Annotated in this window: 22 protein-coding genes and 2 tRNA genes; 21 read left to right on the top strand and 3 right to left on the bottom strand. The window is 46.5% G+C overall.

All coding sequences use genetic code 11. The features are described 5' to 3' along the window. The first annotated feature begins 44 nt into the window (after nt 1-44). The 8 genes from spoVT to LCM20_RS19075 all read left to right on the top strand — a co-directional run bounded on the left by spoVT (nt 45) and on the right by LCM20_RS19075 (nt 5,893). Nucleotides 45-581, top strand: a complete 537-nt coding sequence (gene spoVT, locus LCM20_RS19110; RefSeq protein WP_318247333.1) for a stage V sporulation protein T — start codon at nt 45-47, stop codon at nt 579-581. Nucleotides 582-738: 157 nt separating this feature from the next. Next, nucleotides 739-2,289 carry a polysaccharide biosynthesis protein gene (locus LCM20_RS19105; RefSeq protein ID WP_225197089.1) on the top strand — a complete coding sequence of 517 codons (1,551 nt, stop codon included), beginning with the start codon at nt 739-741 and terminating at the stop codon, nt 2,287-2,289. After that, a complete protein-coding gene (gene mazG / locus LCM20_RS19100; protein WP_225197088.1) occupies nt 2,286-3,746 on the top strand; it encodes a nucleoside triphosphate pyrophosphohydrolase in 1,461 nt (486 codons plus the stop codon). The genes LCM20_RS19105 and mazG overlap by 4 nt, the downstream gene beginning before the upstream one ends. A gap of 2 nt (nt 3,747-3,748) precedes the next feature. Further along, nucleotides 3,749-4,006 carry an RNA-binding S4 domain-containing protein gene (locus LCM20_RS19095; protein WP_225197087.1) on the top strand — a complete coding sequence of 86 codons (258 nt, stop codon included), beginning with the start codon at nt 3,749-3,751 and terminating at the stop codon, nt 4,004-4,006. 150 nt (nt 4,007-4,156) lie between these two features. Continuing rightward, nucleotides 4,157-4,435 carry a sporulation protein YabP gene (gene yabP, locus LCM20_RS19090; RefSeq protein WP_225197118.1) on the top strand — a complete coding sequence of 93 codons (279 nt, stop codon included), beginning with the start codon at nt 4,157-4,159 and terminating at the stop codon, nt 4,433-4,435. Then, on the top strand, nt 4,432-5,016 hold the full coding sequence (yabQ, locus tag LCM20_RS19085; RefSeq protein ID WP_225197086.1) for a spore cortex biosynthesis protein YabQ: 585 nt from the start codon (nt 4,432-4,434) through the stop codon (nt 5,014-5,016). The genes yabP and yabQ overlap by 4 nt, the downstream gene beginning before the upstream one ends. Nucleotides 5,017-5,038: 22 nt before the next feature. Then, nucleotides 5,039-5,422: an FtsB family cell division protein gene (locus LCM20_RS19080; RefSeq protein WP_225197085.1), complete on the top strand. Its 384-nt coding sequence runs from the start codon at nt 5,039-5,041 to the stop codon at nt 5,420-5,422. A gap of 75 nt (nt 5,423-5,497) precedes the next feature. Beyond that, a complete protein-coding gene (locus LCM20_RS19075; protein ID WP_225197084.1) occupies nt 5,498-5,893 on the top strand; it encodes a S1 domain-containing RNA-binding protein in 396 nt (131 codons plus the stop codon). A gap of 169 nt (nt 5,894-6,062) precedes the next feature. On the opposite strand, the gene LCM20_RS19070 is transcribed toward LCM20_RS19075, so the two are convergent. The 3 genes from LCM20_RS19070 to LCM20_RS19060 form a co-directional block, all read right to left on the bottom strand. Further along, a complete protein-coding gene (locus LCM20_RS19070; protein WP_225197083.1) occupies nt 6,063-7,595 on the bottom strand; it encodes a methyl-accepting chemotaxis protein in 1,533 nt (510 codons plus the stop codon). Between the two features lie 194 nt (nt 7,596-7,789). Further along, nucleotides 7,790-7,861 (bottom strand) — tRNA-Glu (locus tag LCM20_RS19065). Between the two features lie 10 nt (nt 7,862-7,871). Beyond that, a tRNA-Met gene (locus LCM20_RS19060) sits at nt 7,872-7,948 on the bottom strand. Nucleotides 7,949-8,237: 289 nt separating this feature from the next. Here LCM20_RS19060 and spoIIE point away from each other — a divergent pair. From spoIIE to lysS, 13 genes are all read left to right on the top strand, one after another. Then, nucleotides 8,238-10,685, top strand: a complete 2,448-nt coding sequence (gene spoIIE / locus LCM20_RS19055) for a stage II sporulation protein E (RefSeq protein ID WP_225197082.1) — start codon at nt 8,238-8,240, stop codon at nt 10,683-10,685. A gap of 64 nt (nt 10,686-10,749) precedes the next feature. Then, nucleotides 10,750-11,484, top strand: coding sequence for a vWA domain-containing protein (locus tag LCM20_RS19050; RefSeq protein WP_225197081.1), 735 nt, complete (start codon nt 10,750-10,752; stop codon nt 11,482-11,484). Nucleotides 11,485-11,497: 13 nt separating this feature from the next. Then, on the top strand, nt 11,498-12,394 hold the full coding sequence (locus LCM20_RS19045) for a protein kinase domain-containing protein (protein WP_225197080.1): 897 nt from the start codon (nt 11,498-11,500) through the stop codon (nt 12,392-12,394). 36 nt (nt 12,395-12,430) lie between these two features. Further along, a complete protein-coding gene (gene tilS / locus LCM20_RS19040) occupies nt 12,431-13,864 on the top strand; it encodes a tRNA lysidine(34) synthetase TilS (protein ID WP_225197079.1) in 1,434 nt (477 codons plus the stop codon). Nucleotides 13,865-13,876: 12 nt separating this feature from the next. Then, complete coding sequence (hpt, locus tag LCM20_RS19035) at nt 13,877-14,416, top strand: hypoxanthine phosphoribosyltransferase (protein WP_225197078.1); 540 nt, start codon at nt 13,877-13,879, stop codon at nt 14,414-14,416. 117 nt (nt 14,417-14,533) lie between these two features. Then, a complete protein-coding gene (gene ftsH, locus LCM20_RS19030) occupies nt 14,534-16,588 on the top strand; it encodes an ATP-dependent zinc metalloprotease FtsH (protein WP_225197077.1) in 2,055 nt (684 codons plus the stop codon). 146 nt (nt 16,589-16,734) lie between these two features. Next, on the top strand, nt 16,735-17,520 hold the full coding sequence (locus LCM20_RS19025; protein WP_225197076.1) for a type III pantothenate kinase: 786 nt from the start codon (nt 16,735-16,737) through the stop codon (nt 17,518-17,520). A gap of 6 nt (nt 17,521-17,526) precedes the next feature. Beyond that, nucleotides 17,527-18,408: an Hsp33 family molecular chaperone HslO gene (gene hslO, locus LCM20_RS19020; protein ID WP_225197075.1), complete on the top strand. Its 882-nt coding sequence runs from the start codon at nt 17,527-17,529 to the stop codon at nt 18,406-18,408. 172 nt (nt 18,409-18,580) lie between these two features. Continuing rightward, the gene (cysK, locus tag LCM20_RS19015; protein ID WP_225197074.1) at nt 18,581-19,507 is read left to right on the top strand and encodes a cysteine synthase A; all 927 of its coding nucleotides are present in this window, start codon (nt 18,581-18,583) and stop codon (nt 19,505-19,507) included. Between the two features lie 179 nt (nt 19,508-19,686). Next, complete coding sequence (folP, locus tag LCM20_RS19010) at nt 19,687-20,460, top strand: dihydropteroate synthase (RefSeq protein ID WP_225197117.1); 774 nt, start codon at nt 19,687-19,689, stop codon at nt 20,458-20,460. Continuing rightward, the gene (folB, locus tag LCM20_RS19005) at nt 20,453-20,815 is read left to right on the top strand and encodes a dihydroneopterin aldolase (RefSeq protein WP_225197073.1); all 363 of its coding nucleotides are present in this window, start codon (nt 20,453-20,455) and stop codon (nt 20,813-20,815) included. Before folP ends, folB begins: the two co-directional genes overlap by 8 nt. Further along, nucleotides 20,812-21,312: a 2-amino-4-hydroxy-6-hydroxymethyldihydropteridine diphosphokinase gene (gene folK, locus LCM20_RS19000; protein ID WP_225197072.1), complete on the top strand. Its 501-nt coding sequence runs from the start codon at nt 20,812-20,814 to the stop codon at nt 21,310-21,312. The genes folB and folK overlap by 4 nt, the downstream gene beginning before the upstream one ends. A 164-nt stretch (nt 21,313-21,476) precedes the next feature. Next, nucleotides 21,477-22,964 (top strand): lysine--tRNA ligase, encoded by a 1,488-nt coding sequence (lysS, locus tag LCM20_RS18995; protein WP_225197071.1) that lies wholly within the window; start codon nt 21,477-21,479, stop codon nt 22,962-22,964. Nucleotides 22,965-23,368: the final 404 nt, after the last annotated feature.

Below are 23,368 nucleotides of genomic sequence, written 5' to 3'. Positions count from 1 at the left end.
AGGATAGTCAAGGCTTACACTACAGAAAGGGAGGCAGCATAAGAATGAAAGCAACAGGCATTGTTCGACGTATTGATGATCTAGGTCGAGTTGTAATTCCGAAAGAAATCCGCCGTACATTACGCATCCGTGAAGGGGATCCTTTGGAGATCTTCGTGGATCGTGAAGGGGAAGTCATTTTAAAGAAATATTCCCCGATCAGTGAGCTAGGTGATTTTGCAAAAGAATATGCAGAAGCATTGAGTGAGTCGTTGGATGCTCCCGTACTTATATGTGACCGTGATGAATATATCGCCGTTGCAGGAGGAGTAAAAAAAGGTTACCTGAATCAGTCAGTTGGAGCCAAAGTGGAAGAAGTCATGGAAAGCCGCTCTATGGAAATGGAAAAACATCCGGCGCCTGTCGAGTTTGTGAAAGGTCAGGAGGAAGAAGTCACTTCTTTTATCATTTATCCTATTATTGCTCAAGGTGATCCGATCGGATGTGTGATTGCCATGACGAAGGAAGGTTCTCCGTTAGAAGAGGGGACCGAGAAGGCAATTCAAGCCGCAGCCAGTTTTTTGGCAAAACAAATGGAGTAGGCGGGCTCCTGAGGTCAGGTCCCGCACCAACATGGATCTGGCCTTTCTCTATGGGAAAAAGATTGTCCCCGTTCTTCCTCATCATCCTGCCCAATAATGTCCTCCTTTTATATGGTATAATGCGCGTATGACTTTACATAGAAAGAAAGGGTCGACTATGACCACTTCAACAACTTCAATCATAAAAGGCGCCATGATTCTAACGATCGCCGGGCTGCTTGGGAAAGTGCTCAGCGCGTTTTATCGGGTTCCTCTTCAAAATATAACGGGTGACCTGGGCTTTTATGTGTATCAGCAGGTTTACCCCATACTTGGCGCTGCGCTGATCCTTGCGTTATATGGATTTCCGGCTGCCGTCTCAAAGCTTGCAACGGAAGAAGAACGGGTGTCCTTCTTCCCTGTCTTGCTTGTGCTGTCTGTTCTATGCGGAACAGCTTCCCTTGTGGGGTTCAGTCAAGCGGAACGACTGGCTTCCATAATGGGGGATGAGCGTCTGGTTCCTTCGCTTGAATCTGCGTTTTTCATTTTCCTCTTTGTGCCGCTTCTTTCCGTATTCAGAGGTGTCTTTCAAGGGAACGGTCATATGCTGCCGACCGCCCTGTCTCAAATAACCGAACAATTGATCCGGGTCATCGGAATCCTCTCTGTAGCGTGGATGGTCTCAAGGTCTGGTGACTCGTACATGGTGGGAAAAGGAGCTGTATATGCTTCCTTTGCCGCATCGACAGGCGCCTTCCTTATCCTGGTCATGTTTATGAACAGGCATGCTGGAGTGTTTCAATGGAAATGGAAAGCGTCGTACAAATATGTGAAAACCATCGTGGTTTACGGTTTATTCATCAGTCTGAATTACACATTGCTTTTGTCCTTGCAGTGGATTGATGCCCTTACGCTCGTGCCGGGACTGGTCGATGCAGGAATGCCACTTGAAAGGGCTAAAGAAGCGAAAGGGGTCTTTGACCGTGGGCAGCCGCTGATTCAACTAGGTACTGTCCTTGCTTCCTCCCTTGCTTTAGCGCTCGTACCTTCCGTAACAAGGAAGAGATGGGCCGAGGAGCCGGAGCGTATGCGTGCTTCTGTTTCGTCTGCGATCAAATTCAGTTTCGTCATCGGGCTGGCAGCCAGCCTTGGTCTGATCCTGCTGCTTCCTTTGATTAATCCACTCTTTTTCCTGGATTCAAGTGGCACGGGTGCCTTGCAGGTTCTCATGCTTGTCATCGTGTTGAGCTCGCTGCAGATGTCTACGGCATCCGTGCTGCAGGGGTTGAACTATATTATTACGACGGGATTATGGATTGTGGGAGGAGCTGTACTGAAGACGATTGTAAACCTGCAGCTCGTTCCTGCGTTGGGACTGAAAGGGGCGGCTATAGGTTCAGTCGTAGCTGTGGCTTTCGTTTTGATAGGAAATATCGTAACCTTAGGACAAGAAATGAAGACGAACCGGTGGATGTGGCTCCCGTGGCGCCCGATTATCGTTGCTGCCATCGCCATGACGGCATTCGTTTGGCCGGTTTCTTATCTGCATCCATGGGTGGAGGGGGATCGTTTCCTTTCACTCGTATTCACATTGGGTGTCGTCCTTGTCGGGGCTGCCATCTACCTCGTGGCTTTGTTGAAGATCGGGGCGTTTACGAAAAGAGAAGTGGAAGCCATGCCATTTAGTCACGGGTGGCTTCGATTATTGCCGAAAGGATTGAAGTTATGAATAACATACAAGTACTAGGGCTCGGAGCAGGTGATCTCGAACAATTGCCGCTTGGGGTCTACCGCCGGATCCTTCAATATGAAGGGACGGTTTACGCTCGAACATTAGACCATCCTGTCATAGCGGCTCTTCAGGAGGAAGGCGTCACCTTTGAAAGCTTTGATGCGGTGTATGAGCAGAATGATCAGTTCACCGGCGTCTATGAAGAGATTACGAAACGCTTGATAAATGAAACGGGGGACGTGTTATATGTCGTTCCTGGACACCCGATGCTCGCTGAGCGTACGGTCCAACTATTGATTCAAGCCCGCGATGCCGGAGAGATCGCATTAACGATTGAGGGTGGACAAAGCTTCTTAGATTCGACGTTTCAGGCGCTGGAAATCGATCCGATCGAAGGTTTTCAATTCTTTGATGCCACTGATTTAAGCAGCGAGCGCATGCAGTTGATGAACCATACGGTGTTCTGTCAGGTGTACGATGCGATGATTGCGTCTGAATTGAAGCTGACCCTGCTTGAGGACCTCACACCCGACTATCCCGTTACAATCGTAACAGCAGCGGGAAGCCGACACGAAAAAATCACAACCGTTCCTCTGGAAGAGCTGGATCGTTCGGTAGAAGTCGATAATCTGACGAGTGTGTACGTTCCGCCGGTTCCGGAAGATCAGCTGAATCATCAGTTCTTCCGACTGCGCGAAGTCATTCGTCGTCTTCGGGCTCCTGGTGGGTGTCCGTGGGATCAGAAACAAACCCACGAGTCGTTAAGAAAATACTTGATTGAAGAGGCGTATGAATTTATTGATGCCGTGAACCGTCAAGATGATGACAACATGATCGAAGAGCTTGGTGATGTTTTGTTACAAGTGATGCTGCACAGCCAGATCGGGGAAGATGACGGGTTCTTCACAGTGGATGAAGTCATTCGATCGGTTACGGATAAAATGATCCGCCGCCATCCTCATGTGTTCGATCAGGTGACGGTCAACGACGCTGATGAAGTCGTCACAAACTGGGAAGCCATCAAGCAAGTAGAGAAAGGGACTAAGCCTGAATCGATATTAGACAGCGTCCCGGAGAGTTTCCCTGCTTTACTTCAGGCTGAGAAGCTCCAGAAAAAAGCGGCTAAAGTCGGATTTGACTGGGATGAAGTCGAGCCTGTCTTAGAGAAAGTGCAGGAAGAATGGCAGGAATTCAACGAAGCAAGAGAGAAAGAGAATATAGAGGAAATGGAAAAAGAGTTCGGAGACTATCTGTTTGCCATTGCGAATGTCGCAAGGCACTACAAGTTGAACAGTGAACAAGCCCTTCAGCGAACGAACACCAAGTTCCGTACACGTCTTGCTGCTATGGAACGCGCGGCGGCTGAGCGGACCGGATCTTTAGAGGACTATTCCTTGGATGAATTAGAAGAGCTTTGGGTTGAAGCGAAAGAGAAAAACAAAGGAGCGGAGTAACGATGCGTTTAGATAAATTCTTGAAGATATCACGTTTGATCAAGCGCCGTACACTGGCGAAGGAAGTGGCAGACCAGGGCCGGATTACGATTAACGGAAGTCCGAGTAAGGCGGCCACTAAAGTGGCGGTCGGAGATGAGTTGACGATTCAATTTGGTCAGAAGGTGCTCACAATTGAAGTGAAGTCCCTTAGAGAGAATGTGAACAAAAATGAAGCTTCGACTTTATACGAAATTAAGAAGGAAGAAGCGGTCAATTAAAATGAAAAGATTTAATGGGGATGACGTATAGGTCATTCCCTTTTTCACTTTATGAGGAGGATTTTCTTCGTTCTAAAAGGCCCCTGATTCTCATAGCTTGTACTAGAGAAGGGGGCTGTATAAATGGAAAGCTATGATAAAAACCATACGATGCGCAGTCAACAACAAGTCGAGCATAACGTGAAGGTTTGGAATAGAAGAAACATGGAAATCTCGGGGGTGAAAGAGGTGGACAGCTTCGACAGCGAAGAATTTCTGCTGCAGACTTCGATGGGCTACCTCGTCATCAGAGGCCAGAATTTACAAATGAAGAACCTTGATCTGGACTCGGGTGTTGTCTCCATCAAAGGGAAAATGTATGAGATGACGTACTTGGACGAGCATCAGGGAGAAAAAGCTAAAGGACTCTTTAGCAAGCTGTTCAAATGACGCTGACCACACAGTTCGTCACGATCCTGTCTATGATCGGTGGGGGGATAATCGTCGGTGCATCGTTGGATATGTTCGAGCGCTTCTTCCATAAGCGGAATAAAAGGAGCTGGTTTGAAATCTTCTACCAGCTCGGCTTTTGGTTCTGTCAGGCGGTGCTTTTATTCTATATTCTTTATCTGGCGAACTATGGAGAGCTTCGAGTCTATGTCTTCATTGCAGTCGTATGCGGGTTTGCGATGTACCGGGCCCTTTTTCAGACGTTTTTCAATAAATGGCTGAACCGATTGATCCGTTGGGCGGTTTCTGTCATGAATGTATTGAAAAAACTAGGCTATTATTTCATTGTATGGCCCGTTCAAACGTTGATTACCCTCATTTTTTCTTTACTCCTCGTGGTTTATAAGATACTTTTAAAGGGTATATTATTGTTGTTTATCATTCTTTTTTATCCTGTTCGGATGATTTTTAATGTCTTATGGCGTCTTCTGCCAAAAAATGCGAAAAATTACTTAAGGTATTTAAAGGGGAAATGGGATAAAATAAAGAATACAATAATCAAATGGAAATCTAAGGAGTAATTAAAGGAGGCTGACTACATCCATGGCGAAGAAACAGACTGAGTCCGTCGCTCGTTTAGATTCTACATACATGCAGCATTACGATGCATACATGGAACGACACCAGCGTAAAAAGAAGCGTCTGGTTCGCCGTCTTGTGATGTTTGCTGTTTTAGTGATGGTCGTTGCGGGCTTTATGGGCTTTTATCATATAAAACAGAAAGCCGTGTACGCAGAGAAGCTTGAACAGTACGACCAATTACAGGAGAATATGGAAGTTTTGAAACAAGAGGAGAAGGATCTGAAACAGGAGATTGAGCTTTTGAATAACGAAGAATACGTCCTGCAAATTGCCAGAACGAACTATTTCTTCTCAAAAGAAGGCGAAATCATCTTTAAAATGCCTAATGAGGACCCATTATATTGACACTCTTTTCAAAGCTTATATATAATATATAAGTAACGATATATATCGAAATTCTTAAGGAGGAGCATTTTTTTTATGTCAATTGAAGTAGGCAGCAAGCTACAGGGTAAGGTAACAGGTATCACTAATTTCGGAGCTTTCGTTGAGCTTCCAGATGGTAAGACAGGGCTCGTACACATTAGTGAAGTTGCCGACAACTACGTAAAGGACATCAATGAACACTTAAGCCAGGGCGACCAGGTTGAAGTGAAAGTCATCAATGTAGGAGATGATGGAAAGATTGGTCTTTCCATCAAGAAAGCGAAAGAGAATTATAATCGTCGCCCATCTAAGCCGTCTAAGCCTCGTAAACCGGCTGAGTCTTTTGAACAAAAGATGAACCGTTTCATGAAAGATAGTGAAGAGCGCTTAACGTCATTGAAAAAGCACACAGAATCCAAGCGTGGAGGCCGAGGTGCTAAACGCGGTTAAAACTTGCTGTCTAGGACAATGAGTAAAAGATATGCACGTTTAAATAACAGGAAAGCTGGTCCCGCTGTGGGGGCTGGCTTTCTTTTTTGGTTGATGGGAGTGTCTGCCCGCAGCCCCGCACTGTCTAAAAAAGACCCCTGATCCACTCGTGGATCAGGGGTCTTTTGGTTTAACCGACTTTCGGCATCACATCTGTTGAAGGATTCGCTTTTCGTTCTTCGCTCATGGATGAGGTGATGGTATTCAAGTCATTCGTCATCGCGACTAACGATTGCACGTTCGACAGCATATTTTCCATCGATTGATGCTGGAATTGCGAAGCTTCTAATACATGCTTGTTTTGATCCTTCGCATGCTTGGTGAAGTGGACCAGTTGGTCGAAGGTCTCGTTTATGGAAGCGGTGCTTGAGAGAAGCTCCTCAGAAGCGGAGCGTACTTCGCGAGTCCGTTCTTCAACATGCTGAGATTTCGCGTGCAAGGCTTCAAACACCGTGACGACATCATGCAGCTGATCTTTGTTGTTTTCCACCTGGCTGACACTCAGAGTGGAGGATTGGTTGGCTCGGTTGATCTCGTCCAGAATCGATTGAATGATGGATAGGATTCGTTTGGTTGCTTCCTCCGATTGAAAGGCGAGCTTCCGTACTTCATCCGCTACGACACTGAACCCTTTACCGTGTTGTCCGGCACGCGCCGCTTCAATGGATGCATTCAAGGCGAGTAGGTTTGTCCGCTCTGTGATGTCTGAGATCTCTTCTGTGATGCCTGCAATTTCTTTGGAGCGCGAACGTAACTTGTGCAGTCCGTTATTCGTATCCTGAATAGCTGTCCGGGTTTCGTTCATATCCGAGACCATCGAATGAACTTGCTTTCGCACCTGGGAAGTCTGTTCAGAAGTCGATTCAGCTTGGACCGAAACGGCTTCGATGCTGCGGTCGATTTGTTCGATCGCCGACTGAATATCTGAGATGTACAAAGCATTCTGTTCCGCTTCCTTCACTTCAAGGTCTGAGTGCTTATTCTGTTCTTTCAACAAGCCTGTGACCTCTAAGAAAGAGCGTGTCGATTGCTGAGATTCGTCCTCGAGCCGGTCTGCGGTCTGATGAACCGACGCTGCCATTTGGTCCACTTCACGAAATACCTGCTGTAATCTAATCTCTTTCTCTTCGTTTTCCCGTTCCAGCCTGCTTGTATGGTTGTTCTTTAAGACGATCTGATAGGATGTACCGGCGCTTGTCAGCACTAAGTAAAAAGCATGAAGCGCAAACATGAACCAGGTATAATCGGATGAGCCGTAAAGAAAGGCAGTACCGACGAACATGGCTACCAAATGAAAGGCGCCAAAAATCATAGTCATCAAGGTGATCGTATCGAGACGGTCATAAAAAGCGATCAGAGCGACGACAAGAAAGATCGAGAAATGATAGACGACCATCCCTTCTCCGTTCACAATCATCGCTAGGCTGATAAACGTAAAGGTCACGCTCATCATCCACGGGATTCTTTTACCGGTAGGGTTCATCTGATAAAGCACGATTGTGACAGCTACGAGTACCATAGGAATGATGAGAGAGACGTATAAGTATGGTTCGTATGTCTGGAAATAAGATACGGGGGAAAAGGAGTCGTTCATCGGCATGAAGCGGTGGATAGCGTGTATGGCCCAGGCTATGAAGATTCCAATTAGAGCAAAAGCGATCATCGTTCTGTTTTTTTGAGAAACCAAATGTGTTCTTCCCTTCTAAAGGTGGTGGTCTAACACGGAGTTCCCCTGTTGTAAAACCTATAAACCCCGGTGCGTACATCGGTTGTCGTGCAATAGGCGGAAGAAACGAAAAAAAAGACGCCTTCTCTTTTTAGAGAAAGCGTCTTTTTTAGGACAAAAATGTGTCTAGATGACCCGTACGGGATTCGAACCCGTGATACCGCCGTGAAAGGGCGGTGTCTTAACCACTTGACCAACGGGCCTTATGTAATATGGTAGCGGCGGAGGGGATCGAACCCCCGACCTCACGGGTATGAACCGTACGCTCTAGCCAGCTGAGCTACACCGCCATATGGTTGATTTGTTTCGTGTGCTTTTCTTAAGCACAAGAAATATAGTACACCATCATAAAAAAAGTGTCAACAAGAAAATAAAATATCAGAGTAGTCTGTCTTTTTCGCTAGGGAAATGTCTTGCATTATGGGGGCATGCGTAGACGGTCGGGCGATAATTTGTAGAAAACCTCCACGACCGTAAGAATACTATCGAAACTTTTGTTTCTGCTCTCCTCTTGTTTTGACAAAATGCTTGCTTGTCTATGTGATTTAATAGATTTCAACAGGGAGAAGGAGTGATGATATGTTACAAGCATTAACGAAGCGTGGGGATCAGCAGGTTGTGAAGCAGTCAGGGTTTCAAAGAGGTATGCAGAGAATGTCTATGGGGACTTATACATTCATGATGGACAAGGGGATCTTCCACATGATGCTCGCAGTTCTTCTCGGCCGGGCAATTATTCTATCATCGATGGCCCCGTTCGCCGTCGCGTTCTTATCGGTGATCTGGTGGCTTAAACGTCCGCTGGTGATTCCCGTTACGATCATGATGGCAGCAGGAGCGAGTACATATAGTTATGGACACGCGGGTTTTATTGCAGGAGCGTCGGCGACTTTTTTGCTCTTAAGTCTGGGGCTGTACAAAATAAGTCACCCCCAGAAATGGCTGCCGCTGCTCGCGTTATTCGCCAGTATGATTCCGAGGACGGCGAGTCTCGCTTTACTGGATCGGTGGCAGCTCTATGAACTGACCTTAATGGTCGCAGAAGGGATCTTAAGCTTTATCCTTGTTTTAATCTTTATGCAGAGTATTCCCCTTTTATCACTACAAAGATACCAACCGACACTGAAAAATGAAGAAATTGTTTGTTTGATCATTCTGCTGGCATCCGTATTAACGGGAATGATCGGATGGGAAATATCAGGTGTTGCGGTTGTTGATATATTCGCAAGGTACTTAGTCATTCTGCTGGCCTATATTGCAGGGGCGGCGATTGGATCGACCGTTGGTGTTGTAACAGGATTGGTGCTCAGTCTATCGAATATGGAGCACGTCTATCAGATGAGTCTCCTCGCTTTTTCCGGGTTGTTGGGAGGGCTGTTGAAGGAGGGGAAAAAAGCGGGGGTTAGTGCTGGACTTGTCGTCGGCACGTTACTTATTGGGTTTTATGTAAGTAACGGTGCCTATTTGCCATCTTCGCTATGGGCAACGGGGTGGGCGGTCCTGCTGTTCTTTTTGACCCCGAATGCGTGGGTGAAACGGATCTCCAGGTATGTCCCAGGTACGGACGAGCATGAATATGAACAACAGAAATACTTACAAAAAGTCCGTGATGTCACGGCTGTTCGTGTTGGGAAATTCTCTGACGTTTTCCAAGCGTTATCTAAAAGCTTCAGTCATCTAGAGGTGCCTAAAGAAAAGGAGGAGGAACAAGCAGAAGAAATCGATTATTTTCTCAGTCACGTGACGGAGAAAACATGTCAGTCCTGCTTTAAAAAGGAGAAATGCTGGGTCACGAAGTTCGATGATACCCATGACATGATGACCGATCTGATGACCGAATTGGATGAGAAGGGGGAACCGAGCCGTATTCTACGTAAGAATGTAGACCAGCATTGTGTGAAGTCGCAGAAACTGATTGACACGATGAACCACGAGCTGTCTTTCTACCATGCGAATAAACAATTGAAAAAACAGGTGTTGGAAAGTCGCAGGTTCGTAGCGGAGCAGCTTCAGGGTGTATCCGAGGTCATGAATAATTTTGCGGCTGAGATCGTCAAAGAGCGTGAACATCATGAGGAGAAGGAACAGATTATTTATAAATCACTCGAACGAATGGGGATGGTCATTCAGAAACTTGAAATCTATTCACTCGATTCAGGAAATATGGATTTGGAATTGATCGTGGAGCTGGATGATTACAGGGGGGAAGGGGCTAAGATCATCGCTCCCGTGCTATCGGATATTTTAGGCGAAACGATTGTGGTCACGATGGAGGAAATATCGCCCTATCCAAATGGCCGTTGTTATTTAACCTTCGGGTCGGCCAAGCATTATGCGATTGAATCAGGCGTGGCGCACGCAGCAAAAGGGGGAGGATTCATATCCGGAGACAGCTTTACCATGATGGAACTGGGGAGGGGAAAATATGCGTTAGCGATCAGTGATGGAATGGGAAACGGGCAGCGGGCCCATGAAGAGAGTATGGAAACACTCCGGCTGTTGAAGCAGATCCTGCAGTCCGGGATTCAGGAGTCTGTTGCGATCCAGTCGATTAATTCGATTCTCTCGTTACGGACCAATGATGAGATTTTCTCGACGTTGGACTTAGCTGTCATTGACTTACACCAGGCGACATCGAAATTCATTAAGGTCGGAAGTACACCGAGCTTCATCAAGCGGGGGCGGCAGATCCTGACGGTGGAAGCGGGGAACTTACCGATGGGCATTATTCCGGAGGTCGATGTCGATATGACGAGCGAACAGCTGAAGGCAGGCGACCTTCTGATCATGATGAGTGACGGGTTGCTGGAAGGTCCGAAGCACATTGAGAATGTGGAGGTGTGGGTGAAGCGGAAAATACGCGAAATTACGAGTGAAGATCCTCAGGAAGTAGCGGATCTATTACTTGAGGAAGTGATTCGAACACGAGCGGGGGCGATTGATGACGACATGACCATATTAGTGGCAAGGATCGATCGATATATGCCTGAATGGTCATCCATTCGGGTTGATAAAAAAGAGGCATAGCACGAGTATAAGATCCTCCTTTTTCGGCGAAGATGGTGACAACGAATCAGGAGGGATGACGACGATGAAACCAGGTCGCTTAAAACAGATTCTTTTATTAACAGATGGGTGCTCGAACCATGGTGAAGACCCGATTGCAGTAGCCGCGCTTGCTCAGAATCAGGGGGTAACGGTCAATGTGATTGGCGTTCTTGACGATCAGCAGAAAAGCCAGCCACAGGGGCTGGAAGAAGTAGAGTCGATTGCTGAAGCAGGTGGAGGCGTCAGTCAAATTGTATATCAGAAGAGTTTGTCCCAAACCGTGCAGATGGTGACGAGACAAGCCATGACTCAAACGATTCAAGGAGTCGTTAATAAAGAATTACAAGAGATTTTAGGGAAAGACCAGTCGATCGAGGAACTTCCTCCGGAAAAACGAGGGGAAGTCGTTGAAGTCGTTGATGACCTCGGGGAAACGTGTGACCTCGAGGTACTCGTTCTGGTGGATACAAGTGCCAGCATGCATCATAAGCTTCCGACGGTGAAGGATGCCTTGTACGACCTTTCATTAAGTCTGAATGCAAGATCAGGGAAGAATCATTTCAGTGTATTTACGTTTCCTGATGTGAACGACACCATTAAGAAAGTCATCGAATGGACACCGGAGCTTGGGGATATGAACCGTGTGTTCTCGAAGCTTTCAAGTGGTGGCTACACACCGACAGGACCAGCACTGAAAGAAGCGTTGTATGCTTTTACAGAGAGACCAATGCGCGGAATGCAAGATGGAGTCGATCCTTATGAAGAAACCGGCTTTTAAAATATATCCAGGGATGAGTATACGGGGAAAGTGGAGCGGACGGAGATATACCGTCATTCGTGAGCTTGGAAAAGGAGCGTGTGGGACGGTTTTTTTGTGCAAAAACAACCAAGGGGACACGTATGCCCTTAAGGTCGGAACGGACAGTTCACGAATGATGCTTGAGGTGAATATGCTTAAGAAATTCAGCAAGGTCCAAGGCGTCAAGCTTGGGCCTTCTTTCGTTGACGTAGATGACTGGGTCACGGGAACGACGACGTACCCGTTCTACGTCATGGAATATATTCAAGGCGAGTCGCTCCATTCGTTCATTAAAGGGCGTAGCAAAGACTGGATCGGAGTATGTGCCCTTCAGTTATTGTCGCAGTTGGACCACCTGCATAAGGCTGGGTATGTGTTCGGAGACTTGAAGACCGATAACCTTCTGATTCACCAGACACAGCTGAGGTGGATCGACGTCGGAGGTGTGACAGCCATCGGACGTGCCATTAAAGAATATACAGAGTTCTACGACCGCGGTTATTGGAATATGGGATCCAGAAAGGCAGAGCCGAGCTATGATTTGTTTGCGGTGACGATGATCATGATGGAGATGGCCTACCCGCACCGCTTTGAAAAAGGATCTGATCCGAGAAAGACGCTGGAACACAAAGCGGGGGCATCCGTCTGGTTGAAGCCGTATAGGTCTTTCCTGCTGCAATGCTGGCAGGGGAAATACAAGGATGCAGCAGAAATGAAAGCCGCGCTGTCGCGAGTCGTCATGAAGCGGAAGAACCAGAAGCCTGTACCCACTGTCCCGAGAGCCCGGAAAAGGGCTCAAACTAACGATACAGAGGCCTCTGAAATGCTCACATTATCAGTCCTTGTGACCGCCTTTTTAGGGATCTCCATTTATAGCTTCTGGATGTAAGTGTATTCTTTTGCAGAACCTGTGAAGAGTGGTACGATGGAGGAAGAAATAAGTTTATTGAACATAGGAGTGAACCGTCTCATGGATCAGCTCGTCCATTCATTCATCAAGAAGCACCAACTGATCCGCCCGAACGAGACGGTTATCGCTGCCGTCTCCGGCGGTCCCGATTCGATGGCCATGCTTCATTTTTTAACAAAACTACGTAAAGAGTGGTCTTTAACCATAATGGCGGTTTCTGTTGATCATGGGCTGAGAGGGAAGGAATCGCAGGAGGATCTCGAGTATGTGAAGCGGATGTGCCAGGAATGGGACGTTCCATGTACCGGGGCACACGTCGACGTGAAGGCGTACAAGGATAGCGAAGGCTTGGGCACGCAGGAGGCCGCGCGTCAGCTCCGTTATCAAGTGTTCGAACAACAGATGAACCAATGGAACGCAGACGTCCTTGTCACAGCCCATCACGGAGACGACCAAATCGAGACGATAATGATGCAGATGGCGACAAGCGCAAGACCAGAAGCGGTCAAGGGCATCCCTGTCGAACGCCCATTCGCTGGCGGACGACTGGTGAGGCCATTCCTAGCTGTGTCCAAAGATGATATCGAGCACTACGTAGCGAACCATTCCATTCATCCTCGATTGGATCCTTCCAATGAAGAGACGACGTATCAACGGAATGCTTTCAGGAAACGAGTGGTCCCCTTTTTAAAAGAGCAGAACCCTAAAGTGCACCAGCATATGCAGGCGATGAGTGAGCGTATGCAGGAGAATCAATCGTACATATCTAAACAAGCGGAATCCGTTCTTGAAACCGTCGTTTTTTCCTCGAATGACCACAAATCGGCGCGATTATCCATCGAAACTTTCAAAACATTCCCGCTTGCTTTACAAAGGACTGCCTTTCATCTAATATTGAACTATCTGTATATCAGCAAAACAGAAGATATTTCCTATTTGCATGAGGAGATGTTTTTTGACTTATTAATTGAATCAAAACCGAATGCAGAACTCCACCTTCCACAAGGGTTGACTATCGTTCGCGCTTATGACGAAGTGACGTTCTCTTTCATTAAGAAAGAGCAGCCGTCTATCAATGAGTCTCTCTTTATAGGAGAGACGATTGACCTGCCGGATGGTGCCAGACTATCCGCAGAGTGGACGGAGAACAGGGTAGAAGGAACTTATGACTTCATTTGTGATGCCCATCACGTAAAGCTTCCTCTCGTGGTGAGAACGAGAAGAAATGGTGACCGTATCCGTTTAAGGGGAATGAAAGGTTCAAAAAAAGTTAAAGATATTTTTATTGACCAAAAAATCCCCGCTGCTAAACGAGATACGTGGCCGTTGGTGACAGACAGCCAAGGAAAGATCCTCTGGCTCGTCGGTCTGAAGAAATGTGGTTTTCCTGAAGGGGAAGGTTCTGGAGAAGTGCTTCGGTTACACTATGAAAATAAAGCAGAGACGTAGGAGGAGCAAAACATGCATAACGAAATTGAAAAGGTCTTGATCTCCGAGGAAGATATTCAACAGAAGTGCAAAGAAATCGGAGCACAGCTGACAGAAGAATATCAGGACCGTTTCCCATTGGCTATCGGTGTTCTTAAAGGGGCGACACCATTCATGGCAGATCTACTGAAACGTGTAGAAACTCACTTGGAGATCGACTACATGGATGTTTCAAGCTATCACGGGGGAATGGAATCATCCGGTGAGGTTAAGATCGAAAAAGACCTTGATACGAAAGTGGAAGGGCGTGACCTTCTGATCGTAGAAGATATCATCGATAGTGGATTGACGTTAAGTTATCTCGTTGATCTCTTCAAATATCGTGGTGCAAGATCTATCAAAATCGTGACGCTGCTTGATAAGCCGACTGGAAGAACAGCCAATATCAAAGCAGACACCATCGGGTTCCAAGTGCCGGATGAGTTTGTAGTCGGGTATGGGTTGGACTACGAAGAGAAATACCGAAACCTTCCATACATCGGTGTTCTGAAACCGGAAGTCTATGGCGGATAACATTCAATCTGCGGCGGCATGTTTCGGGGATTCACCTGCAAGGGTAATTAGTTGTGAGGTCCGTTCTGTATATGGTACGATTTACTATAGTTTTTCTCGTTTGGGAGGAGGTAGGCAATGAACCGTATATTTCGTAACACTATCTTTTATTTACTTATCTTCCTCGTCGTTATAGGCGTAGTTGGTCTATTCAGAGGTCAAGGTGAGCCGCAAGAAAACTTTAATGTTCAAGAATTTCTTAATAGATTGGAGAACGGTCAAATTGAGGAAGTCACACTTCAGCCTGTCAATGGGGTGATCCAAGCTACGGGTCAGCTTCAAGGTGCTGAAGAAGGCGAAGGGATGTTCGTGGTGAACCTTCCGGCAAACGATCAAATTATTGCCGATGTCACGAACCTCGCGACAGACCAAAGTATTCTGAATGTCGCAGAAGAATCCCAACCCAGCGCCTGGGTGACATTCTTAACGTCGATTATACCGTTTATCATCATCTTCATTCTATTCTTCTTCCTGCTTAACCAAGCTCAGGGTGGCGGAAGCCGTGTCATGAACTTCGGTAAGAGTAAGGCGAAGATGTACACAGAAGAGAAGAAGAAAGTGCGTTTCAAAGATGTAGCTGGAGCGGACGAAGAGAAGCAGGAACTTGTCGAAGTCGTGGACTTCTTGAAAGATCCGCGTAAATTCTCTGCCGTTGGTGCCCGCATTCCGAAGGGTGTCCTGCTTGTAGGACCTCCAGGTACAGGTAAAACATTGCTTGCCCGCGCAGTTGCAGGGGAAGCGGGAGTTCCGTTCTTCTCCATCAGTGGTTCGGACTTCGTAGAAATGTTCGTCGGTGTCGGTGCATCTCGTGTTCGTGACTTGTTCGAGAATGCGAAGAAGAACGCACCTGGTATCATCTTCATTGATGAGATTGACGCAGTAGGTCGTCAACGTGGTGCCGGTCTTGGCGGCGGTCACGATGAACGTGAACAAACGTTGAACCAACTGCTTGTTGAAATGGACGGTTTCGGTGTGAATGAAGGAATCATCATCATCGCCGCGACTAACCGTCCTGATATTCTGGACCCTGCCTTGCTTCGTCCGGGACGTTTCGACCGTCAAATTACGGTTGACCGCCCAGATGTGAAAGGTCGTGAAGCGGTCCTTGCCGTACACGCTAAGAACAAACCGCTATCAGAAAACGTCGACTTGAAGACAATTGCTTTACGTACGCCTGGATTCTCTGGTGCCGATCTTGAGAACCTGCTCAACGAAGCTGCGCTAGTGGCAGCCCGTGCGGATAAGAAGAGTGTCGATATGGACGATGTTGATGAAGCGATTGACCGTGTCATTGCAGGACCAGCGAAGAAGAGCCGTGTCATCTCCAAGAAAGAGCGCGATATCGTCGCTCACCACGAAAGTGGTCACACCGTTATCGGTATGGTTCTGGATGACGCAGACATGGTTCACAAGGTAACGATCGTTCCTCGTGGTCAAGCTGGTGGTTATGCCGTCATGCTTCCTAAAGAGGACCGTTACTTCATGACGAAGCCGGAACTATTTGATAAGATTACCGGCCTTCTAGGTGGACGTGTAGCAGAAGAAGTCATCTTTGGTGAAGTGAGCACCGGTGCTCATAACGACTTCCAGCGTGCCACGAACATTGCCCGTAAGATGGTAACCGAATACGGAATGAGTGATAAGCTCGGACCGCTTCAGTTCGGTTCCAATTCCGGAGGTCAAGTCTTCCTTGGACGCGACATTCAGAATGAACAGAATTACTCTGATCAAATCGCTTACGAAATTGATCAGGAAGTGAAGAACTTCATCGATTACTGTTATGATCGCGCTAAGCAGATCTTGACTGAAAACAAAGATAAGCTTGAGTTGATTGCTCAAACGTTGCTTGATGTGGAGACACTGGATGCAACAGAGATCCGTTCCCTGTTCGATAAAGGCCGCATGCCGACCGACGAGGAATTGGAAGAAATCGCTCGTAAAAATAATGAGAAAATCAAGAACAATACCTCTTCTGAGTCAACAGATGATGAAGATGTACGTGTTAACATCCAGTCGAAGGAAGAAGAGGAAGAAACGGATTCAGGCGCTGAACAGCCTACCGATGAAAAACCTTCTGATGAGAAGACTTCCGACGAAGATGGTCAGAACGATTCAGATGACCGTCGTTCTTAATTTTGATTGTGCTTAAACTGATGAGAACCACACCCCTCTTACGAAGGTGGTGTGGTTTTCTGTGTGTCCAGTTCATCTGCTTGAGAGTCATCGCTGCAATTGTGATATGATGGAAACCGAAGGATTTGGTACAGGAGGCTGTAAGCATGAATTTTGTCCTTGATGTTGGGAACACCAACACAGTATTGGGTGTGTTTGACCAAGGGGAGTTAAAGTATCAATGGAGAATCAAGACGGACAGGCATAAAACCGAAGACGAATTCGGTATGCTGATCAAGTCTTTGTTCGATCATGAAGGGTTACGGTTCGAGGACATGGATGGTGTGATCATATCATCTGTTGTACCTCCCATTATGTTTGCACTTGAACGCATGTCCCTTTATTATTTTAAAAAGCGTCCGATGATCATTGGGGACGGCAGGGTGGACCATGGTCTTCCGATGAAGTATCCGAACCCTGAAGAGATCGGAGCTGACCGTATTGTCAATGCTGTCGGTGCCGTCGGGGAGTATGAACTTCCACTAGTCATTATTGATTTTGGTACAGCGACAACGTATTGTTATATAAATGGAAACGGAGAATATCTGGGTGGAGCGATCGCACCTGGTATCAATATCTCCATGGAAGCTTTGTATGCGAAAGCGGCCAAACTTCCGAAAATCGAAATTAAGCGCCCGGAACACGTCATTGGACAAAGCACAGTAGAAGCGATGCAGTCTGGAGTGTTTTATGGATATGTAGGCCAAGTGGATGAGGTCGTGACACGTATGAAGGAAACGGGAGACAAGAAGCCGACGGTCATTGCGACAGGAGGACTTGCTTCGTTGATTGCCGATCAATCCAGCACGATTGATTATGTAGACGCCCATCTTACACTTAAAGGCCTGCACAAGATTTATCAACGCAACAAAGAAACATTTAAAGGAGAATGATAAGCAATGTCAGATTATTTAGTTCGCGCAATGGGGTTTGATGGTCAGGTCCGTGCTTACGCTGTTCAGTCTACCGAGACCGTTGAAGAAGCCCGTCGCAGACAAGATACATGGGTAACACCGACCGCTGCTTTAGGACGTACGCTGACCATCAGCTCTATGATGGGTGCCATGCTCAAAGGTGAAGATAAAATAACGATAAAAATCGAAGGAAACGGCCCTGCTGGTGCGATCATCGCCGATGCGAATTCCAAAGGTGAAGTGCGCGGATATATTAAAAACCCTCACGTTGACTTTGAGTCGAATGACCAAGGGAAGCTTGACGTAGCTAGTGCTGTAGGAACGGCTGGAACGTTAAGTGTTGTGAAGGACCTCGGTATGAGAGATCACTTTACAGGTCAGGTGCCACTTGTCTCTGGTGAGATCAGTGAGGACTTTACGTATTACTTCGCAAATTCTGAACAAGTTCCATCCGCTGTAGGAGCTGGTGTCATTGTAGATACAGATTATACAACAGCAGCTGCAGGAGGCTTTATCATTCAAATGATGCCTGGGGCAGACGAAGAGACGACGGCAGAGATCGAGAAACGTTTGTCTGAAGTTCAATCCATCTCTGGGTTGGTGCGTGAAGGCAAATCACCTGAAGAGATTCTGCACACGCTTCTTGGTGAAGAGAACGTTGAGGTGCTCGACACAATGCCGATCCAATTCAAATGCCACTGCTCCCGTGAGCGTGTCGAAACGGCGATTGCCAGTCTTGGTGATGAAGAGATCGAGCGTATGATCGAAGAAGATGGCGGAGCAGAAGCGAAGTGCCACTTCTGTAACGAAGATTATCAATTTACAATTGAACAACTTCAGGAATTGCAGTCAGAGCAAGCGAACTAGTCATTGTTTTTCTGAAGTTACGATATACTAAGAGCGGAACACGTGTTGTTTCGCTCTTTTCTATATAGGGAAGTGTTCCTGTGTGAGTTGATTGAAATGTTTGACAATAGCATGTAACTCCAGTACATTTAGGTTAAATCCTATAAAAATACTTGGTTTTAGGAGTGAGACAATGAGAGTTGCAAACAATGTAAGTGAGTTAGTCGGTCAGACACCAATGGTAAAATTGAACCGAAGTGCCGATGAAGACAGCGCAGATATTTACTTAAAACTTGAATATATGAATCCAGGCAGCTCGGTCAAAGACCGTATTGCTCTTTCCATGATTGAAGAAGCAGAAAAAGCCGGTGAACTAAAAGAGGGAGATACGATCATCGAGCCGACCAGCGGTAACACAGGAATCGGTCTTGCGATGATTGCTGCAGCCAAAGGGTATAAAGCGATTCTGGTTATGCCGGACACGATGAGTCAAGAGCGTCGTAACCTTCTTCGTGCATATGGTGCAGACCTTGTTCTGACACCGGGAAGCGACGGCATGAAAGGGGCCATCAAAAAGGCGGCGGAGCTTCAGTCTAAGCATAATTACTTTATGCCACAGCAGTTTAACAATGAAGCCAACCCACTCGTTCATGAAAAGGCGACCGGACCGGAAATCGTTGAACAAATGGGAGATCAGCTTGATGCCTTCGTTGCAGGGATCGGTACAGGTGGAACGATCACAGGTGCTGGGAAGGTATTGAAGGAGCGCTATCCGGATATCCAGATCATAGCCATTGAACCAGACGGCTCACCTGTCCTTTCAGGTGGAGATCCTGGGCCACACAAAATCCAGGGTATCGGAGCTGGCTTTGTACCGGGGATTCTGAACACTGAAATTTACGATGAGGTGTACCAGGTTTCGAAAGAGGATTCCTTCGCAGCTGCTCGTGAAGCAGCAAGGAAAGATGGAATCCTTGGTGGGATTTCTTCTGGTTCAGCTATCCATGTCGCAAAGCAAGTGGCTAAAAAGCTTGGAAAAGGAAAGAAAGTCGTTGCCGTTATTCCAAGTAACGGAGAACGATATCTTTCTACGCCTCTTTATCAATTTGATGAAGAGTAAGAATAAAGGTAGAGGCATTGATGAGTCTTTCATCGATGCCTCTTTTTTTCTGAAATGATTGTTCAGGTGAAATGTTGTAAGATGATAGGAAGAGTTCCTACAGAAAGAGGGCTGGAAACGTGAACTATCAATTAAAGACGAAAGAAAAAACATACGATCTAAAGAAAGAAACGCTTGTCATGGGGATATTGAATGTGACTCCGGACTCTTTTTCGGATGGTGGGGAGTATAACGATGTGGACAGCGCTGTAAAACAGGCTGTTCAAATGGAGAAAGACGGCGCCCATATTATTGATATAGGTGGTGAGTCGACCCGGCCAGGACATGAACCGGTTTCTGAGCAGGATGAGCTTGATAGGATCCTGCCCATTATCCGTGCAGTGAAGCAGGCCGTTGAAATTCCGATCTCGATTGATACGTACAAGGCAGAAGTCGCAAGTCGTGCGATTGAGGCGGGGGCATCGATTATAAATGATGTATGGGGCGCTAAGAGACAGCCGGCGATTGCAAAAGTCGCAGCAAGATGCGAAGTTCCCATCATTCTCATGCAGAACAGACCGCAACGGGGTTATACCTCCCTTATAGAAGATATGAAAAGCGACCTTGAGGAAAGCATCACGATTGCTAAGAACTCGGGCGTCAAAGATGAAAACATCATTCTTGATCCCGGAATAGGATTCGCCAAAACACCTGAAGATAACCTTAAGGTGATGAGAAGTCTGGATCAGTTTCATGCGCTCGGATATCCAGTACTACTCGGCAGCAGCCGGAAGTCCTTTATAGGGCTCACACTCGACCTTCCTAAAGAAGAGCGTATGGAAGGGACGGGCGCTACCGTTTGCTATGCGATCGCTCAGGGGATACAAATGGTAAGAGTGCACGATGTAAAGCCCATTGTACGAATGACGAAGATGATGGACGCTATGATAGGAAAGGGTGAGAAGAATGGATAAGATTTATGTGAATCAGATGCAGTTCTGGGGTTATCACGGGTTGTTTCCGGAAGAGAATAAGCTTGGGCAGCGGTTTTATGTAGATGCGGAGCTTGAACTTGATCTTAAGCCTGCCGGAGAATCGGACGATATGAACCAATCGATTAACTATGCTGAGATTTATGAGATTACGAAAGCTGTAGTTGAAGGGAAGGCTTATAACCTTGTCGAGTCCGTTTCGGAACAGATCGCAAGTCAGCTTTTGGAACAATTTGAAATCCTTCATGCCTGCCGGATCAAGATGTACAAGCCGGACCCGCCGATTCCTGGGCACTATCAGTCAGTTGCGATTGAAATCTACAGGAGCCGCCAGTGAAGAACCAAGCCTACATTGCTCTCGGATCGAACTTATCCGAGAGGGAAGAATACTTATCCCAGGCCATCCAGATTCTTGACCGGCATGAAAGCATCCGATTGATCGGTCGCTCCACTGTATATGAAACAGAGCCAGTTGGATACACCGATCAAAATGATTTTCTGAACATGGTACTGAAAGTGTCTACTTCACTAAGCCCGGTTGCATTACTTGATGTTTGCCAATCGATAGAGGAGGAATTGGGTCGGAAGCGTGTCGTGAAGTGGGGACCTCGCACGATCGACCTTGACATTTTGCTTTATAATCAAGAAAATATGGAGGCAGAACACTTAACGATTCCGCACCCCCATATGCAGGAACGGGCTTTTGTCATGGTGCCGCTTGCGAATCTTTCCCCCGATGTGGAAATTCCCACTCTCGGTAAGACGGCTGGTGAAGTAGCGAGTGAATTACCGAAAGAGGATGTCGAAAGCTTGAAGGTGTGGGGAACCTTATAATAGATGAGAATCAAATTTAGGATGAACCGCACCCCCATCATCGTTGACACGGTTGGAGGACTTTTCTATACTAAACCATAGACAGTCTGCTGCCAGTATTCCGCTGGCAGTTTTTATTATTGAAGCGGCAATTAATTTATATATAAGGGAATGGAGTGATGATCATGTCAGAAGAACTCAATGAACAGATGCAGGTGCGTCGTGATAAATTGAACGCTTATCGAGAACAGGGGATGGACCCTTTCGGCGGGAAATTTGAGCGTACCAACCTATCAGAGGAACTTGTCGAAAAGTATGATGCCTTTTCTAAAGAAGAATTAGAAGAAAAGCAGATCCCTGCTACAATCGCTGGTCGTATCATGACGAAGCGCGGAAAAGGGAAAGCGGGATTCACTCACATCCAGGATGTAAGTGGACAAATTCAATTGTATGTACGTAAAGACGAAATTGGCGAAGAGGCTTACGAAGTGTTCAAGACCGCTGACCTTGGAGATATCGTAGGTGTCACAGGTGTTATGTTCAAGACGAACGTAGGAGAGCTTTCGGTTAAAGCATCCGAATTCCACCTTCTTACGAAATCGCTTCGCCCACTACCAGAGAAGTTCCATGGTCTCCAAGATATCGAACAACGCTACCGTCAACGTTACCTGGATCTCATTACGAATCCTGGAAGCCGTGATACCTTCATTACAAGAAGTAAAATCATTCAATCCATGCGCCGTTATTTGGACGGGCTTGGTTTCTTGGAAGTGGAGACACCACTGATGCACGGCATTCCTGGTGGAGCGTCTGCGCGTCCATTCATCACACACCATAACGCGTTGGACATGCAGCTTTATATGCGTATTGCCATTGAGCTGCACTTAAAGCGTCTTATTGTAGGTGGCCTAGAGAAAGTTTATGAGATTGGCCGCGTATTCCGTAATGAAGGGGTGTCGACTCGACACAACCCGGAATTCACGATGCTTGAGTTATATGAGGCATACGGAGACTACCATGATGTGATGGACCTTACAGAAAACATGGTGGCTCACATAGCAGAAGAAGTACTCGGATCTACAACGGTTACGTATAATGAGCAATCCATCGATTTGAAACCTCAATGGACACGTCTACACATGGTAGATGCTATTAAAGAACACACAGGCGTAGACTTCTGGGAGCACATGTCTGACAATCAAGCTAAAGAGCTAGCAGCTGAACACGGTATTGAAATTAACGATACAATGACATTCGGACATATTGTGAATGAATTCTTTGAACAACGAGTAGAAGAAACGCTTATTCAGCCAACGTTCATTTATGGACATCCGGTTGAAATTTCTCCTCTAGCTAAACAAAACGAAGAGGACAGTCGTTTCACTGACCGCTTCGAGCTGTTTATTGTAGGAAGAGAGCATGCAAATGCATTCTCTGAGCTTAATGATCCAATTGATCAACGTGAGCGTTTCGAAGCTCAATTGAAAGAACGTGAACAAGGAAATGATGAAGCCCATATGATGGACAATGATTTCATTGAAGCCTTGGAGTATGGTATGCCTCCAACAGGTGGACTTGGAATTGGAATCGATCGACTGGTCATGCTTCTGACGGATTCTCCATCGATCCGTGATGTGTTACTGTTCCCACAAATGAGAAACCGTGAATCTTAATCACGCCCCTCTCTGCCGTTTGGTAGAGAGGGTTTTTATTTGATCTTCAACAATAATGAAGTTTTTTTCAATTTACCTATTGCATCCGTTTGGGTACCGTGATATATTATTACTTGTCGCAAAAAAGACAGCGAAGTCATTCAAAACAACGCATTAAAAAAGTTGTTGACTTCGATAGCAGATACATGCTATATTAGTTAAGTCGCAAACGCGGCAAGGCAACACTGAAAAAAACATTTTAAAAAAGTTCTTGACACAACGCTTTAAAAAATGTTATGATAGTTGAGTCGCTGTTTTGAACAGCACACAACATTTTGATCTTTGAAAACTGAACGAACCAACCAGTACGTCAATATTTTCTTCTTAGTGAAGAAAAGACAACGAGCACATTTCGATGTGCAAAT

This window comes from Halobacillus litoralis (genome assembly GCF_020171725.1).
Classification (GTDB): Bacteria; Bacillota; Bacilli; order Bacillales; family Halobacillaceae; genus Halobacillus; species Halobacillus litoralis_F.
The sequence above is the reverse complement of the archived record's forward strand: the minus strand, read 5'-3'. Positions and strand labels throughout refer to the sequence as shown.